This is a genomic window from uncultured Algibacter sp., from assembly GCF_947495675.1.
In the GTDB taxonomy this organism is placed as follows: Bacteria; Bacteroidota; Bacteroidia; order Flavobacteriales; family Flavobacteriaceae; genus Algibacter_B.
The window spans coordinates 94,801-111,984 of record NZ_CANLZX010000015.1 but is presented as its reverse complement, the minus strand read 5'-3'; the positions used below and the strand labels follow the sequence as shown (position 1 = coordinate 111,984).

Genomic DNA, 17,184 nt, shown 5'->3' with positions numbered 1-17,184 from the left:
TTTTTATCGGGGTGCAAACTTACTATCCTTTTTTAATTTGACAATGACTTTTTTTGCCTTTTTTTTAGTTTTTTTTTAAACCGCTTTTAACTACTTTAAATTGTGTTATTTAACTCTTATTCTTTTTTTACTATTTATTAGAATTTCATTAATTCTGTCTTTTATTATTGAAGAACAAATAAAACTTATTGCTATAAATCATTAAATGGAATATTTAAACATCTTAGAGATAGTTACTATATGTTGTGTGAAACCTACCAAATAGTTTGATTTAGTATGCTAATTATTTAATAGCATGTGTTGAGTGCACTATTATATTAGTATCTCTTTATTATAAAATATAGTATTATTAAAATGACTTACCTTTTTTAAAACTTCTTAATTAATGTGTGAAAAACTAACTTTGTAGATAAACTCGCGTTAGGGATAGTAGTGGATAGCCCACAGCACGACGTAGGAAGTGCGAGGACTTGGAACGGATAGCCCGACCCTTGGGGAACGCCATTATAAATTTTATAAAAAGAAATTCCAAACAACACCAAATCGTACTGCAAAATCGCGATATGGATTGTTTGGTGCTGAGTAATAATTGTAGCCTGTGAATGCTGAATTGAAATGTTCTGCTTTTAAATAGATTCTTGTTTGACGGATTTTTGCGTTTAAAAAGAAATCTAAGCGCGGGAAATCTCCATATTCTGTTTCGTTTTGTACATAAAATTCTGCTAATAATGGGCTATACCCATTCATATAATATTTAGTGAAATAATTTAAAGTAACTCCTGTTTGTAAATACAATGCTTTTTTGAATATATGACTTGCAAAGTAAATGGTATTTCTGGTGTTTATTTCTGGTACGTTTAAAGAATTATTATCGTCTTTTACGTTTTGATATAATATTGTGTTGTTTATGGCAAATTTACCAAACTTGATTTCGCTTTGAAGTTTAGCTCTTAAATATGTTATAGTCTTGTTATTTTGAAACGGCGCTATTTGCAGAGTGGTTTCGTCTTGTTTGAAATATACATTATTATCTATTGTTGAGTAATCGACTGTTATATCTGCAAGTCTTTTATATTTTAATTTAAATCCTATTTGTTGTGTTTCGATATTATTGAAACTATTTTGCCAGTTGTAGTTTATATAATCACTTTGATATAGTAATGTATTGTAATTTGGAACTTTTGAGCTGTGGTTTATGGATGCAGATGCAGCAATTTCGTCATTTAGATTAAAAATTGCATTTGCTTTGAAATAATTACCATCGAAATCGCCTGATATATTTGCCCCTAATTCGCCAAACAATTGAAACCCTTTATAACGCTTACTATACTTACCTCCTACCGCAAAAACATCTCCTTTTAGCCTATTAGTTATTGTATTACCATTTAAGATAACCAATTTATTGTAACCGTAATTATAGTTAGTATTATTAACGTTTAACTGAATATTTCCTAGAACATTATTAAAATAATCAACCTGCACCTCGTTATAAAAGTTTTCTAAGGTGGCTTTGTCTTTTAAACTTCTACTATTAAAAGCATCTCCAAAATAGGATGTACTTGCAGATGTTTGATCGTATTGATAGTATTTGTCTTCAAAAGACACAATATGTCTTAAACTTAGCCTGCTTTTTGATGTGGAATCGTTTAAAGTTTGCGGAAGATATTTTTCTACTACTTTATTAAAAATATTATAGTTATGGTCTAAATGAAAACGTTTACCGCGTAAAATACTTTCTGCATTTTCAAAATTAACTTCTAAAATGGATCGATCTATAAACTCTTCATCTCCAGATTCGAAATTCTCTACACTACTATCTTGTAAACCTCCATTTTCTTGATTTAATAAATCTTGAGTTACAATATGGCCTAGTGCCTGGTAGCGATTATTTTTAGATGTGTAATTAGATGTAAACCTAAAATTACCTACACTAGTTAATATATTTTGATATTTACCTAATGAGCGGAGTCCTTTATATGCTATTGAAAAGTTAAATTGAGGTGATGTATTTACTGTAAAAAACGAATCGGCTAATTGTCCTTGCTCAAAAGCTGTTTTAAAAAATAATTCTGTTAAAGGTGTTGGGACTTTAAAATAATTAATATCCTCAATTTCCATATAATTAAAATGCCTCGCTCTTGCTCCAAACTTGGGCATTGATGTGGTATTCTCAAAATTATATGTTAAACTATTATAAGTCTGCCCTAAATTTGAAAATGGTATTAATCCAAAATTATCTTTTCGTAAATAGTTAAACTTGTATTCTTTTTCTATGGTTAACGTAGTATCAAGATATGTTGTATCTCTTTTATGTGATATAATTAAATAATCTGTGATTTTAGCTTTTGTATTTTTAAGATTTTTAATACTTGTTGATTCTTTAGACTTAGCACTTATTGAGTCTTTTATACTCTTAGTATCAATACTCTCTTTCGAAAAATCTCTTTTTTGAGGTAGGACCTGTGCAGAAATATTTGTAACAACAAGTAAGAAGTTAAAAATTAAAAAGACATGTAATGTCTTTTTATATTTAATTCTTGTTTTTATCTTAAAAAATTCTTTCATATTAAGAACTGTAGGTGAATTGAGAATCTTAAACTATTATGTATTAATGAGGCAAAAGTAATTATTTGAACGTAAAGTGCTAGCAAATATTTTAAATAAAGAAATCTAGTTAAAAATTACACCTAATTATTATTACAAACTTCAATGAGCTTACACATATAAATACTTTATTATTAGCAGCAAGCATATTATATTTGTTAATATTTTAATTATGCTTTTATTAAATCATTCAAACTACAAACTAGAATGCGGAACAGATGAAGCTGGTCGTGGTTGTTTAGCCGGTCCTGTTACTGCAGCTGCAGTTATACTACCATGTGATTTTGAAAATTTAATATTAAATGACTCCAAACAAGTTAGCGAAAAGAAAAGAGCACTTTTAAAACCTATTATTGAGAAACAAGCTTTGTGCTTTGGTGTTGCTCATGTTTTTCAAGAGGAAATTGACACCATCAACATCCTGAATGCATCGATTTTAGCCATGCACTATTCCATTGATAAATTGAATAAAACTCCTGAATTTATAATTATTGATGGTAATAAATTTAAACCTTATAAAAATATTCCTTTTGAAACTATTATTAAAGGTGATGGTAAATATTTAAGTATTGCTGCCGCATCAATTTTAGCAAAAACACATCGAGATTTATATATGGAGAAAATCCACGAAGAATTCCCCATGTACAACTGGAAACAAAACAAAGGCTACCCTACAAAAGAACATAGAGCTGCTATAAAAAAATATGGTATAACAAAATACCACAGAAAAACGTTTAGATTATTACCTGAACAATTAAAGTTAGAATTGTAGAAACTGTATGGTAAGTTTTTATATTTGTAAAAATTAATTCAATCCATGAGATTATTTTGTTTTTCCCTCCTACTTATATTTACTTTTAGTTGTACAAAATCTAAAACAAAACACACTAATCTTTTAGATTTTGTTCCAGAAAACACATCAATAATCATAAAGACCTCTAATCTTGAAAGTTTTAATAACAGTATTAACAATAGTGATTTTTTACAAAAACTTTCAAAATCTCTTATTTATAAAAATTTAGAAGAAAAATTAAAACCTTTATCTCATTTAAAAACAACTGATAATGTTTTAATTTGCTTCTCTATAGATAAACATGACAGTCTTCAATATTCAGTAATCACAAAATTTAATCAGCAATTATTTACTACAGATTCATTACCAAATTATACTCAAGAAACACTTTTTTATAAAAAGAAATCCATTACAAAATCTACAATCAACAACAACAAATTATATAGTACTATTGTTGACAGCACTTTTTTTGCAACATCATCAAAAAACATAATTTATGCTTCTTTTGATTATATTAATCAAGATGAGGAACTTGAAAAAGTTCACAAAACAACAAACAACAATAAAACACTATCAATTATTGTAAAACCAAATAATAAGCTCCTAAAAACTTTTTTTGTTGAAGACTCGCTTTCCCTTAACAGCTTTATAGAATATATGGCTATTGATGTGGAAATGAATCAAAATGAAACTCATTTTAACGGTATTACAAAAGCTACAGATTCGACTTCAAGTCTTATCAATATTTTTAAAAATACCATACCACAAGTTAATCAAACACAAAATATTACACCCGCAAATAGCGATGGGTTTATGAGTTTTACATTTAATGATTTTAAAATTTTAAAAACCAACCTTTTAAAATTTCGAAAAAAAGACTCCATAATTAATGATACTTCGCTTTTTGATGATGTTGTTGAAGTAGGTATTATTTATGAAGATAAAAATCGAGCTATTGTTATAAATTCAACCGATGTTATAGCTACAAAAGATGTGTTATTAAGCGAACAATCTATTGCAAATACATACAGAGAAATTGATATATATAATTTTAGTAACCCTGTTTTATTTGCTAAAACCTTTACACCCTTAATAAGCGAAAATAATGCTAATTTATATTGTGTTTTAGATGATTTTATTGTTTTTGCTGATGATATTGAAATGCTACAAAATATTATAGCTAACTATCAAAACAAGACAACATTAGGAAACAAATCTTATTATTACGATGTAAAAGAGAAATTAAGTGATGCTTCTTCTTTATTACAGATTACAAATGCTTCAACACTAAACACTATTTTAAATAAAAATCTTAAAACAAACGTAAACCATAACCTAAAAGAATACAACACTTCTGCAATTCAATTTATTTACGATAATAACTTTGCCCATGTAAACGGAATTATTAAAAAGAACAAAACAAAAACAACGTTAAATTCTATTTCAGAAGAATTAAACATTAAATTGGATAAAGCTATTTTAAATACACCACAATTTGTTAAAAATCATATTACCAAACAGAAAGAAATTGTCGTTCAAGATGTAAATAACAACTTATATTTAATTTCTAATAATGGTAAGATTCTATGGAAAAAAGAATTACAAGGTCCTATTTTAGGAACCATAGAACAAATTGACATTTACAAAAACGGCAGGCTACAACTTGCATTTGCAACACCACATAAGGTTTATGTTTTAGACAGAAATGGTAAAGAGGTAAAACCATTTACTTTAAACTTTAATGATGAAATCACACAACCATTAGCTGTATTTGATTATGATAACCGCAAAAAATACCGCCTTTTAGTAACTCAAGGTAAAAACGTTTTAATGTATGATGTTAATGGAAAAATAGTAAAAGGATTTAGTTTTAAATCTGCCAATAGCCCTATTAATTCTCTACCTAAACATTTTAGAATTGGTAATAAAGATTACATTGCTTTAAAAACAAACAATAAACTTTATATACTAGATAGATTAGGAAAAGTAAGAGTAACACCCAAACAATCATTAACCTATTCAAACAAACCGGTATTTTTGTATAACAATACATTTACAACTACTACTAGTACTGGAGATTTGGTATATATAGACTCAAAAGGAAATGTAGCTACAAAAAAATTGAATCTCACTAAAAATCATCACATAGAAACTACAAGCAAAACTTTTGTTGCTCAAAATGAAAATAAACTCACCATAAAAAACAAAACAACCGAGTTGGATTTTGGCGATTATTCAAATCCGAAGATTTTCTACATCAACAATAAAATTTATGTTTCAACTACAGATTTACAGTCGCATAAAGTTTATTTATTTGACAGTCAATCAAAACTACTACCAAACTTTCCTGTTTATGGTAATTCTGAAATTGCTCTAGATAATATTGATAAAGATTCCAATTTAGAATTTGTAACAAAAGGAGCAACTAACGCTATTATATTGTATCAAATAAATTAGCCACAGCTAAATCAATTAAGAAATACCAATAAATTTATTGAGATATTTAACAATACCCTTTTGTCGATAAAAAACTAATCTTTATCTTTAGCCAGCTATTAATCAAATATTTACAAGAAAATAACAAATAAACTTAATTAGCGTCCTTTTAAATTGGATGTGTTTTTTGTTATCTATATATCACCCTAAACTTCATATAGACTATGGGTATTTAAAATAGGAAGTTATGAAAACAAAAATTCTAGTTTTAATCTGCACATTTCTTATTCACTTTTCGTCTTTTAGTCAAAGCGCATGCAAAGCCTATTATCCTTTTGAAAAAGGCACTAAGTTTGAAATTACCAACTATAATAAAAAAGGTAAAAAAGAAGGCGTAGTTAATTATGAAGTTACAACTATAGATAATAATGTTGCAACTATAAAAACAACCATTTTTGACGACAAAGACAAAGAAATTACAACTACTAGCTATCAAATAATGTGCGATGGTAATAAGATATCAATTGATTTTAAATCGCTTATGAATCCTGATATGTTTAAACAATATAAAGACATGGAAATGGATATTACTGGCACTAATGTTGAGCTTCCTAATAATTTACAAGTTGGACAGTCTTTAAAAGATGCTAACATGAATATGGTAATAGACATGGGAGGTATTAAAATGAATATGAGCATAGATATGTTAAACAGAAAAGTAGATAAAAAAGAATCTGTTACAACCCCTGCAGGAACATTTAATTGTTTCGCATTAAGTTATGACAACGAAATGAAAATGGGTATGAAAATGACATTTAAAATTAAAGAATGGATTGCAGAAGGTGTTGGTGTTGTAAAAAGCGAATCCTACAACAAAAATGGTAAACTAATGGGATACTCTGAGTTAACAAGTTTCTCAAAATAAGTAATAAAATAAATTGGTTTTAACCACCAAAAGCAAGTCCTCGAATCTTGTGAGCGTCAAAATATAATGTTTTGGCGCTCTTTTTTTGTGTAATTGCAAATACAATTCAAGTTAATTTAATAGTATTGCAGTATTAATAAATACTATATGATTTCAAGAAAAAACGCCGCCATTTCAAAATTTATAATTCATAAAGTTGGTAATAAATTTAACGACACCAAAAATGCATTTTCAGAAAAGCTAGTAGATTTCGACGAAGCAAGTTACGACTTAATGTTACCCTTTTTGTTAAGGCCATTTGGTAGTGTTGTACAGAGTTATCGTTTTAATCATCATGCTAGTATTTCATTAAATGAAATAAACAGCTATTGTTCGCAAATATTTAATGATGATGAGGCATTTGTAGAAGTTTCAAAACATATTGTTACGCATTTATATGAGCAATCTAGCTCTGCACAAATAAAAACTGGCGATGTTTTAGTAGTTATGTTTGATGGTATAGAGTTTAGAGATATGACCACAAACGCTATTGGTATTTTTAAAATTGAAAGTAAAGTAAACTTCTTTCAAACCTATTTGGAAAACAACAGTTATGATGTGTTGGTACAAAAAGGCATCAATTCAAAAAAAGTAGATAAAGGTTGTTTAATACTAAATCAAAGTGATACCGAAGGCAATATTATATTAAGTGTCGATAACAATAGTTATGATGCGCAATATTGGATTAATCATTTTTTAAATATTAAATATGCCGATGATGCTAACAACCATACGCAACAATACATTGAACTTTGCAAAGAGTTCTCTACAGAGGTTATAAAAACTAATTATGGTGCTAAAGAACAAAACTCGTTTTTAGCTCAAACTATCGACTATTTTAAAGAAAATGAAGTTGTAAATATTGAGCGATTTAAAGAAGAACTTTTTGAAGACGAAAAGCATATTAGAGAATTTGAAAATTACAAAAAAGAGTTTGAAGGCGAGCAAAATCTAGTAATTAGAAATCAATTTGATGTAGCTGAAGCTGTTGTTACCAAAGAAAAACGAAAAATTAAAACAGATATAAAATTAGACACCAACATACAAATAAAACTAGATATTGATGCACCAGATGCCTCATCTGAATATTTAGAACGCGGTTATGATGATGAGAAGAAAATGCATTACTACAAGGTGTTTTTTAATGCCGAAAACTAATAAGAATCTTTATAAATTAAATTATAACCTACAAAAAGACTAAGTAACACTTAGTCTTTTTGTGTTTTTTAGTAACTTGTGTTTATCAAAAAAAACATAAGCATGTCCAAAGACGATAAATTTAACTACGAAGAAGAACTAAAAAAATTACATACCGAGTTAGTACATTTACAAGAATGGGTAAAAAAACAAGGTTTAAAAGTAGTTATTGTTTTTGAAGGCAGAGACGCGTCAGGCAAAGGCGGCACTATTAAACGGTTTACAGAACCTTTAAACCCGCGTGTATGTAAAGTAGTAGCATTAGGCGTACCTACCGAAAGAGAAAAAACACAATGGTATTTTCAAAGATATGCCTATCACTTACCTGCTGCAGGCGAAATAGTACTTTTTGATAGAAGCTGGTATAACAGAGCTGGTGTAGAAAAAGTTATGGGATTTTGCACCAATGATGAATATGAAGAGTTTTTAAGATCGTGCCCAGAGTTTGAACGTATGTTGGTAAGATCTGGAATTATAGTACTTAAATATTGGTTTTCTGTAAGTGACGAGGAGCAGGAACGCCGCTTTAAAAACCGAATAAGTAACCCATTAAAACGTTGGAAATTTAGCCCAATGGATTTAGAGTCGCGTTCTAGATGGTTAGAATACTCTAAAGCTAAAGACAATATGTTTGCCCATACCGATACCAAACAAGTGCCTTGGTATGTAGTAAACTCAGATAATAAAAAGAAAGCTCGTTTAAACTGTATTAGCCATGTTTTAAGCCAGATTCCTTATAAAAAAATGGATATTAAACCTATTGAACTCCCTGAATTACCAGACTACAAAGCTTATGTTAGGCCTCCAATTGACTACCAAACATTTGTACCAGAAAAATATTAATTATTTAAAACTATTTTTAAAAATCGAATTTGATTTTGTAAAACTTTCAACTAATTTCGTTTAAGTCGGATATAAAACATACTAACGTTTCACATTAGCCTGAGCTAGCCTTCATTATGACCAAACTCTAATCAAATGATAAAATTCTTTAGAAAAATTCGGCAAAAAATGTTGACTGAAAATAAGTTCAGTAAGTATTTACTTTATGCTATTGGTGAAATTATATTAGTAGTTATTGGAATTTTAATTGCACTACAGATTAACAATTGGAATGAAGAACAAAAAGAAAATATAGCTTTAAAACAAAACCTTTTAATAATAAAAGGTAATATTGAAAGTGACTTAGTATTACTTGATTCGCTAAAAACGGTAAGAGAAAAATTGATACCAAATTATAAAAAAGAACAACTAACGTTTTTTAACAATAATTTTAACCCACAGACAACAATGGAGGCGGCTCGATGTTTTGACGCAATTTCATTTAGAGCAAACACAAGTGGATTTGAAGCTTTAGAAAAATCACCTTATTTAAGTTTGATAAATGGCAGTACTATACATAAATTATTGCTTGAGCAAAAAACAGCCATAGAAACTGTATTAATTACTGAAAATGAAACGAATAATACTATTGACGATTTAGAAGCTCGTATGTCTTATATAACTGATTTGAATATTGGATATGCTTCGCTTAGTATGGGTGAGGATGAATTAAAAAAAGCTAATATTACAATGTTAGAAATAGTAAAGTTTTTAAATGAAATGCATGGTTCTATTCTTTATAGAAATATTATTGCAAAAGCATCTATCCGTGACTTAACTATTATTCCTCAGTATAGTGCCTTAATCCAAATTAACAAAGACGTAATTGCTGAGATTGATAAAATAACAAAAGACTAACAAAGTCTATAATTAATGGCTAATTCTAGCCTACTTATAGAAAATCCTTGAGGATTTTCTATTCGTTTTTTATTTGCTAAATTATGTGCTTAAACACGCAACTCTAACCATACACAAATACGTTAAACGGTACTACTAAAAAACTCTGCTTGAAAAAGCTTAGCAAAATGTTTTAATATCTTTTCCTTAACCTCAGCTTCATTTATTTCTTTTTTCCCTAATTCTACATTTAAAGAGGTTACCGCTTTACCACGAATACCACAAGGAATCATTAAATCGAAATACCCTAGATCGGCATTTACATTTAGTGCAAACCCATGCATGGTTACCCAACGGCTTGCACGAACTCCCATGGCGCAGATTTTACGCGCAAAAGGTGTACCTACATCTAACCAAACACCTGTTTCGCCAGGGCTGCGTTCTGCTTTTAATCCATATTCGGCTAGTGTTAGTATTATTATTTCTTCCAGAAAACGCAAATATTTGTGTATATCTGTAAAAAAGTTATCTAAATCTAGAATTGGATAACCTACTATTTGCCCAGGACCATGATAGGTAATATCGCCACCACGATTTACTTTATAAAAACTTGCCTTTTTTTCTTTTAATTGTGCTTCGTCAACTAATAAGTTTGACATATCGCCGCTTTTACCTAGTGTGTAAACATGCGGATGTTCTACAAATAAAAAATAGTTTTTAGTCTCAAGGCCAGCATCTTCTCTTCTATTTTTAATTTTTGTATCTACAATACCTTTAAATAATCCTTCTTGGAAATCCCAAGTTTGTTTATAATCTTTTAACCCTAAATCTTGTAGTTCTATTGTTTTATTCATAGACTACAAAATTACGATATTTTATATAAAATAATTGATGTAGTAAAACCGAAGATGTTTGCTATTAAACTATTTACTTAAACTAATTTTTAGGGTTATTAAGTATAACCAATGCTGCTATTACCCCAGGAACCCAGCCACAAAGCCAAAGTAAAAAGACGATAATAATGGAACCACAGCCTTTATCGATAACTGCTAAAGGCGGACATATAATTGAAAGTAAAACTCTAAAGAAACTCATTAATTTGATTTATTTTTTATTGATGATTTAATTATTTGACGCATAACACTCTTTTTTGTTACACTTCCTTTTTCTTTATATAGTCTTATTGCGTTAGGGATTGCAGAGGAAAGCCCACAGCGAGGCACGAGCGAGGACTTGCAGCGTAAAGCCCGACCCTTGTGGTAACGCCCAAAAAATTCATAAATCAATCATCTAAAATAGGAAATCAAATGTTTATCTTTGTGCCTTAAAAATTTTCATATAGTATTTTAAGTATGTCACAATTATCTGAGCAAGAGCTTGTAAGAAGAGAAAAGTTAGCAAAATTACGTGAATTAGGAATTAATCCGTATCCAGCAGATTTATACCCAGTAAACCATACATCCAAACAAGTAAAAGAGCAGTTTGAAGAAGGTAAACAGGTAATAATTGCAGGACGATTAATGATGGTACGTGTGCAAGGAAAAGCAAGTTTTGCACAGATACAAGATGCCGAGGGAAAAATACAAGTGTATTTTAACAGAGATGAAATTTGTACTGGTGAAGACAAAAGCAAATACAACGATGTATTTAAAAAACTATTAGACTTTGGTGATTTTATAGGGATTGAAGGTGAATTATTTACCACGCAAGTTGGTGAAAAAACAGTAAAAGTTAAAGATTTTACATTACTTAGTAAAGCCTTAAAACCTTTGCCTTTACCAAAAGAAAAAGATGGTGTAGTTTACGATGCATTTACAGACCCAGAACAACGTTACAGACAGCGTTATGCTGATTTGGTAGTAAACCCAAAGGTAAAAGATGTGTTTGTTAAACGTACTAAATTGTTTAATGCGATGCGCCAGTTTTTTAATGACGCAGGTTACTTTGAGGTTGAAACTCCGGTATTACAACCTATACCAGGTGGTGCTGCAGCACGCCCATTTATTACACATCACAACGCTTTAGATGTGCCTTTGTATATGAGAATTGCTAACGAATTATATTTAAAACGTTTAATTGTTGGTGGTTTTGATGGAGTTTACGAGTTTTCTAAAAACTTTAGAAACGAAGGTATGGATAGAACCCACAATCCAGAGTTTACAGCTATGGAAATTTATGTAGCTTATAAAGACTATAACTGGATGATGGATTTTTGTGAGCGCTTATTAGAGCATTGTGCAATTGCAGTAAACGGTACAACAAAAGCTACTTTTGGCAAGCATGAAATAGATTTTAAAGCGCCTTATGCCAGAGTTACAATGGCAGACTCTATTAAACATTTTACAGGTTTTGATATTACAGGCAAAACTGAAGATGAGATAAGGCAAGCTGCTAAAGATTTAGGTGTTGAAGTTGACTCAACCATGGGTAAAGGTAAATTGATTGACGAAATTTTTGGTGAGAAATGTGAAGGCAACTATATACAACCTACATATATCACAGATTACCCAAAAGAAATGAGTCCATTATGTAAAGAACACAGAGAAAACCCTGAATTAACAGAACGTTTTGAACTTATGGTTTGTGGTAAAGAAATTGCAAATGCATATTCTGAACTTAACGACCCTATAGACCAACGTGAGCGTTTTGAGCATCAATTAAAACTAGCTGCTAAAGGTGATGATGAAGCTACAGAGTTTATTGATCATGACTTTTTACGTGCTCTAGAATACGGTATGCCACCAACTTCTGGAATGGGTATTGGTATGGACAGATTAATTATGTTTTTAACAAACAACCAATCCATACAAGAGGTTTTATTCTTCCCACAAATGCGACCAGAGAAAAAAGCGGTAGCCGTTAGCGAAGATGCAAAAGCTGTTTTTGAAATTTTAAAGAAAGCTGAAAAATTAGAACTTATAGATTTAAAATCTAAATCTGGCTTATCAAACAAAAAATGGGATAAAACAATTAAAGAATTAACTAAAAATAACCTTGCTAAAGTTGTGAAAACCGATGAAGGTTTATTTGTTAATGTAATTTAATAATTACCAAAATATAGATACTAAAAAAGCCAGTAATTATTAATTACTGGCTTTTTTTAAACTAACCAAACTAAATTTATTAACTAAACTCATTACAAATATCTACTAATTATCATTACCTAATATTACCTTTTAGAAATGTTTAACAGTACTTGTTAGCATTTTAGTTTTTATTTAAGAGTATATAGCGCGTTCTGTTAATTTTTTTAAGAAAGTTGTTAATTTTTAAAACCCCTTTACTAAAAAAGCAAAGAGGTTTTGGGTTAACTAACCAACCATCAAAACAACCCTTTATTTTTTTGTTTTGACTAATTATCTATTTATTTATCGTCATCAATGTTTCTATCTATGTATTGAACATCTCTTGTGTTTTTTTGAACTGCAATAGCTGCAAATAGACTTAACAGGAAAGACATACCATAAAACCCTTTTTCACTTAAAAGCAAATCGGCATTCCATAAACCAATAACTAATAATACAATTGATGCCGTTGTAGTAAACCAACTAATACTGTAATAGATATCTGTTACCGGAATATCTTCCATTTTATCTCTAACAGCTTTTTGAACAGAGATTACAGAAAACAACCCGAAAAGCAGTATGGTAAAATAGTAGCCTTTTTCATTTAACATCATATCGGCATTCCATAAACCAATACAATAGGAAGTCATACCTATTAATAAAGCAGACCATGATGCACCAATAAAAGCCGATGTTGGTTTTTGATCATACACCTTAACTTCCTTTTTTACTTTTGTTCCTTTTGAGTTTTCATCAACTGAAACTGTTGTTTGATAATTCATAATTTTTGTTTTAATGATTATGAGGCAAAACTGCTAAAACCATTAAATACCTGAAAGACTATATTTTAATAAAACTTACGATATAAAAATTTATATTTATTTATTATATACTATATTAGTTATATAATTAATCATTTTAATGACGATTAAATGACTGAATTAAATAATATAATTTCTACACTTTCTATTGAAAACCAACAGAAATTCGTTTCGTATCTAGAAAAAAACAACAAACGAAAAGACACTAAAAACGTTCAATTATTTAATCTTTTACTAAAAGGCGACTTAAACTCTAATACAATATGCACAAAACTCTACGGTAATAATAAGAAGAATGCTTATCATGCATTAAGAAAGCGTTTATATGAATCTTTAGTGAATTTTACCGCAAACAAAAGTCTACAAGAAGAGAACTCTGTAGATATGCAAATTATAAAATACATACTAGCATCCAAATCTTTTTTACAACAAAAACAATTTAAGGTTGCTTATAAAATACTTGATAAAGCAGAAAAATTAGCTACCGAACATGATTTGTTTCCTTTTCTCAACGAAATTTATCACACAAAAATTGAATATGCATATACATACCCATCCATAGATATTAATTCACTTACTTTAAAATTTAAAAGCAATCAAAAAAATATTCAATTAGAAGACGAACTCAACATCGTTTATTCTAAAATGAGACAAACATTAAACAACATTTCGTATAAAGGTGAAGTATTAGATTTTCAAACTATATTAAGCAATACACTTAAAGAACATCAAATTAATTTAAACGATTCTATGTCGTTTAAGTCATTATTTCAATTAGTAACTATTTCGAGTATTTCTGCTTTTGTAACCAAAGACTATTTAAAAATTGAACCTTTTTTAATTAACACGTACAAATCTATTATTGTAAGTAAAAACATTGAAAAGCAACAATACTACCATATTCAAATTTTATATGCCATAGCAAATGCGCTTTTTAGAAACAAAAAATTTACTGAATCATTACACTATTTAGGTCTAATGATTCAGCAAATGAATTCAAAAAAAAAGAAATACTTTAATACCTTTAAATTAAAATACCATTTATTAATAGCTTTAAACTTAAATTACAGTAACAATCAAGATAAAGCCATACAAATTCTAGAACCCTTTATATCTAACAAACATCAAGATATTGAAACCTTGTTAGATATTAAATTAAGTTTAATTGTTTTTTATTTCCAAAAAAACGATTTAAAAAAAGCCTATTCACTAATATCAAAATTTTACCACACAGACCACTGGTATACAGAAAAGGCAGGTAAAGAGTGGACCATTAAAAAAAATCTGATTGAAATTTTATTACATATAGAATTACACAACGTTAATTTAATTGAATCAAAATTACTAAGCTTTAAAAGAAACTATTATCCTTATCTAAAAAGCATAAACCAACAGCGTGTTATAACATATATAAGTTTTATAGACATGTATTATAAAAACCCCGAAAGTGTAACAACTAATACATTTAAAAACAAAGTTGAAAATGCTTTTAATTGGTTAGAAACATATAAAGAAGATATTTTTGTAATAAGTTTTTACAGTTATTTAAAAGCTAAAATGAGCAACAAAAACCTATTCGAAACTACCATATTACTAATAAAACAAGCACAGCTAGAAATAACAAACACATAACCATCAAGATATTATATGTTTACTTATTTTTGCGAGATGCTAAAAAAAAGATTGTTAGTTTTATTCTATTTATCTTGTTTAATAATAACAGCACAAGAAAAAGATAGTTTACTTATTAAAAATGGAATTGATAATCCTAGTATATTATCAACTCACCATTTTGGCATTTTTAGTTCGCGTATAAATACAAATTTTAAATATGCACCACCACAAAAAACCATATTAGGTTTTAATTACACAAGCGGAAATAATTTTCACCCTTTTGTTGAAGCTTATTTTCCAAAAGCCCCTAGTGTAAGAGAACAACTAAGCCAAGATAAATGGCACAACCGAAGGTTTCAATTTATAGACCAAGAAACCACACCCGCAGATTATTTAAACATTGTTATAGATGCAGTAATAAAAGAATTTAGGTTTACTGCAAATATCCCAATTAATAAAAAGCATGAGTTAGGTATTACACTTCGCTCCTATTTAATCACCAAAGGCAAACACCCTTTTTCTTTATTTACAAGCGATGAAAGTATAGAATGGTTTCATAGTAATATAATGGGTGGTGAAGATCCTTTTGGCAGACGTTATTATGGTTTAAACCAGGTAAACTTCAGTTATTTAGACAGAAACAATAATACTTTAGAGTTAAATAACAACGATTTTTTTATTGGCGGCCTAGAGTTTAATCACTACTACTACCCAGAATTATTAATAAACAAATCCAGAAATATTTATATAAATTTTGGTTCGCACTTAGGTCTAAACACATCACAATACAACGCTAGTATCGATGTTGGCTTTTCTGTTAACGCTATAAAAAAACTTAATTTAAAAAACAATTACGAGTTAAATTTTGCTATAGGAGCCAATGTATTACGAAAAAACCTAATTGATATAAAAGAGGTTATCGACTTAGGTAACAATCCATACATTGGTAGTTTACAAAGTGAAATAGAAATAACCAAATACACTAAAAAAGGAAATTTTAATGCATTTGGTATAAATTACCATATCCAATCGCGTTACAACAAAAAGAAAGAAGCCGATTATTACAAGCTTATTGGTAAGTGGCGCGAAATAAATGGAGGCTGGCACAATGGTGTTTACACGCTCTACACCTATCTTTCTAGCTGGAATCTTATATATACTTACGGCACACCTAAATACCAGTTATCCTGCTTTGTAAAAGAAGACTTAAAAGTAAATAACGCACCAGACTTTCAAACTGGTATAAGCCTAAAAATTCCTTTATCTAAATAATATTTTTATAGCGTTACCACAAGGGTCGGGCTTTACGCTACAAGTCCTCGCTCGTGCCTCGCTGTGGGCTTTTCGCTGCAATCCCTAACGCACATCTACTTCTATTATAAAAAGCAAAATTGTGTTAAAAAGGCGTTAAAACTATTTAACTAATTAAACCCTTTTGCAGTTTAATAGTCAAAAAGACAAATACAATAAAAACTTAATAAAAAAATGAAAAAAATAATAGTAATTGCATTAGCACTTGTAAGCCTACAAGCTATTGCGCAAGAAAAAAAACAAAAACACAATAAAGGTGAAAGAGCAGAAAAAATGATGAATCTTCCTGCCGAAGACATTGCTGCTAATAAAACTAAAAAAATGACATTATTTTTAGATTTAAACGATTCGCAGCAAGACAAAATTTATAAAATAAATTTAGAAAACGCGAAAAAGAGAAAAGAAATGATGGTAGAGCGTAAAGCAAGAAAAGAAAGTGGAGATGCCAAAAAACCAACACCAGAAGAACGCTTAAAGATGGAAAATGCCCGATTAGATCATAAAATTGCTATGAAAGACAAAATGAAAAACATTTTAAACCAAGAGCAATTTGATAAATGGGAAAAATCTCAAGCTCGAATGGCAATGAAAGGGAAAAATAAAGGCATGAAAAAAGACCAAAGAAAAGAATTAAAAAAACAAAAACAATAAAGATTTTAG

The 17,184-nt window shown here is 29.2% G+C and carries 14 protein-coding genes; 10 read left to right on the top strand and 4 right to left on the bottom strand.

Going from position 1 to position 17,184, the window contains the following annotated elements; genetic code table 11:
- Positions 1 to 513: 513 nt before the first annotated feature.
- Positions 514 to 2,565, bottom strand: coding sequence for a putative porin (locus Q0842_RS11665; protein WP_298498231.1), 2,052 nt, complete (start codon positions 2,563 to 2,565; stop codon positions 514 to 516).
- Positions 2,566 to 2,776: 211 nt separating this feature from the next.
- Here Q0842_RS11665 and Q0842_RS11660 point away from each other — a divergent pair, with 211 nt between their 5' ends.
- The 6 genes from Q0842_RS11660 to Q0842_RS11635 all read left to right on the top strand — a co-directional run bounded on the left by Q0842_RS11660 (position 2,777) and on the right by Q0842_RS11635 (position 9,734).
- A complete protein-coding gene (locus tag Q0842_RS11660; protein ID WP_298498229.1) occupies positions 2,777 to 3,376 on the top strand; it encodes a ribonuclease HII in 600 nt (199 codons plus the stop codon).
- A gap of 45 nt (positions 3,377 to 3,421) precedes the next feature.
- A complete protein-coding gene (locus tag Q0842_RS11655) occupies positions 3,422 to 5,854 on the top strand; it encodes a DUF3352 domain-containing protein (protein ID WP_298498227.1) in 2,433 nt (810 codons plus the stop codon).
- Positions 5,855 to 6,080: 226 nt separating this feature from the next.
- On the top strand, positions 6,081 to 6,758 hold the full coding sequence (locus Q0842_RS11650; protein WP_298498225.1) for a hypothetical protein: 678 nt from the start codon (positions 6,081 to 6,083) through the stop codon (positions 6,756 to 6,758).
- 147 nt (positions 6,759 to 6,905) lie between these two features.
- On the top strand, positions 6,906 to 7,955 hold the full coding sequence (locus tag Q0842_RS11645; protein WP_298498223.1) for a nucleoid-associated protein: 1,050 nt from the start codon (positions 6,906 to 6,908) through the stop codon (positions 7,953 to 7,955).
- 102 nt (positions 7,956 to 8,057) lie between these two features.
- On the top strand, positions 8,058 to 8,837 hold the full coding sequence (gene ppk2 / locus Q0842_RS11640; RefSeq protein ID WP_298498221.1) for a polyphosphate kinase 2: 780 nt from the start codon (positions 8,058 to 8,060) through the stop codon (positions 8,835 to 8,837).
- 135 nt (positions 8,838 to 8,972) lie between these two features.
- A complete protein-coding gene (locus tag Q0842_RS11635) occupies positions 8,973 to 9,734 on the top strand; it encodes a DUF6090 family protein (protein ID WP_298498219.1) in 762 nt (253 codons plus the stop codon).
- A gap of 122 nt (positions 9,735 to 9,856) precedes the next feature.
- Here the strand turns inward: Q0842_RS11635 and lipB are convergent, their stop codons facing one another.
- Together lipB and Q0842_RS11625 are read right to left on the bottom strand one after the other, a co-directional pair.
- Positions 9,857 to 10,567, bottom strand: coding sequence for a lipoyl(octanoyl) transferase LipB (lipB, locus tag Q0842_RS11630; RefSeq protein ID WP_298498218.1), 711 nt, complete (start codon positions 10,565 to 10,567; stop codon positions 9,857 to 9,859).
- 82 nt (positions 10,568 to 10,649) lie between these two features.
- Positions 10,650 to 10,808, bottom strand: coding sequence for a YqaE/Pmp3 family membrane protein (locus Q0842_RS11625; protein ID WP_298498217.1), 159 nt, complete (start codon positions 10,806 to 10,808; stop codon positions 10,650 to 10,652).
- Between the two features lie 257 nt (positions 10,809 to 11,065).
- Between Q0842_RS11625 and lysS the strand changes: the two genes are divergently transcribed.
- Positions 11,066 to 12,757, top strand: a complete 1,692-nt coding sequence (gene lysS, locus Q0842_RS11620) for a lysine--tRNA ligase (protein ID WP_298498216.1) — start codon at positions 11,066 to 11,068, stop codon at positions 12,755 to 12,757.
- Positions 12,758 to 13,077: 320 nt separating this feature from the next.
- Here lysS and yiaA read toward each other — a convergent pair whose 3' ends face one another.
- Entirely contained in the window at positions 13,078 to 13,560 is a 483-nt protein-coding gene (gene yiaA / locus Q0842_RS11615; protein ID WP_298498214.1) for an inner membrane protein YiaA, read from the bottom strand.
- A 150-nt stretch (positions 13,561 to 13,710) separates the two neighbouring features.
- On the opposite strand from yiaA, the gene Q0842_RS11610 reads away from it, so the two are divergent.
- The 3 genes from Q0842_RS11610 (at position 13,711) to Q0842_RS11600 (ending at position 17,175) form a co-directional block, all read left to right on the top strand.
- Positions 13,711 to 15,231 carry a hypothetical protein gene (locus Q0842_RS11610; RefSeq protein ID WP_298498212.1) on the top strand — a complete coding sequence of 507 codons (1,521 nt, stop codon included), beginning with the start codon at positions 13,711 to 13,713 and terminating at the stop codon, positions 15,229 to 15,231.
- 36 nt (positions 15,232 to 15,267) lie between these two features.
- Entirely contained in the window at positions 15,268 to 16,485 is a 1,218-nt protein-coding gene (locus Q0842_RS11605) for a hypothetical protein (RefSeq protein ID WP_298498210.1), read from the top strand.
- Between the two features lie 213 nt (positions 16,486 to 16,698).
- Positions 16,699 to 17,175 carry a hypothetical protein gene (locus Q0842_RS11600; RefSeq protein WP_298498208.1) on the top strand — a complete coding sequence of 159 codons (477 nt, stop codon included), beginning with the start codon at positions 16,699 to 16,701 and terminating at the stop codon, positions 17,173 to 17,175.
- The last annotated feature ends 9 nt before the right edge of the window (positions 17,176 to 17,184 follow it).

Excerpts from the sequence above, each read along its gene's own strand:
- Q0842_RS11665 (WP_298498231.1), bottom strand. The coding sequence starts at position 2,565 with ATGAAAGAATTTTTTAAGATAAAAACAAGAATTAAATATAAAAAGACA.
- Q0842_RS11660 (WP_298498229.1), top strand. The coding sequence starts at position 2,777 with ATGCTTTTATTAAATCATTCAAACTACAAACTAGAATGCGGAACAGAT.
- Q0842_RS11655 (WP_298498227.1), top strand. The coding sequence starts at position 3,422 with ATGAGATTATTTTGTTTTTCCCTCCTACTTATATTTACTTTTAGTTGT.
- Q0842_RS11650 (WP_298498225.1), top strand. The coding sequence starts at position 6,081 with ATGAAAACAAAAATTCTAGTTTTAATCTGCACATTTCTTATTCACTTT.
- Q0842_RS11645 (WP_298498223.1), top strand. The coding sequence starts at position 6,906 with ATGATTTCAAGAAAAAACGCCGCCATTTCAAAATTTATAATTCATAAA.
- ppk2 (WP_298498221.1), top strand. The coding sequence starts at position 8,058 with ATGTCCAAAGACGATAAATTTAACTACGAAGAAGAACTAAAAAAATTA.
- Q0842_RS11635 (WP_298498219.1), top strand. The coding sequence starts at position 8,973 with ATGATAAAATTCTTTAGAAAAATTCGGCAAAAAATGTTGACTGAAAAT.
- lipB (WP_298498218.1), bottom strand. The coding sequence starts at position 10,567 with ATGAATAAAACAATAGAACTACAAGATTTAGGGTTAAAAGATTATAAA.
- Q0842_RS11625 (WP_298498217.1), bottom strand. The coding sequence starts at position 10,808 with ATGAGTTTCTTTAGAGTTTTACTTTCAATTATATGTCCGCCTTTAGCA.
- lysS (WP_298498216.1), top strand. The coding sequence starts at position 11,066 with ATGTCACAATTATCTGAGCAAGAGCTTGTAAGAAGAGAAAAGTTAGCA.
- yiaA (WP_298498214.1), bottom strand. The coding sequence starts at position 13,560 with ATGAATTATCAAACAACAGTTTCAGTTGATGAAAACTCAAAAGGAACA.
- Q0842_RS11610 (WP_298498212.1), top strand. The coding sequence starts at position 13,711 with ATGACTGAATTAAATAATATAATTTCTACACTTTCTATTGAAAACCAA.
- Q0842_RS11605 (WP_298498210.1), top strand. The coding sequence starts at position 15,268 with ATGCTAAAAAAAAGATTGTTAGTTTTATTCTATTTATCTTGTTTAATA.
- Q0842_RS11600 (WP_298498208.1), top strand. The coding sequence starts at position 16,699 with ATGAAAAAAATAATAGTAATTGCATTAGCACTTGTAAGCCTACAAGCT.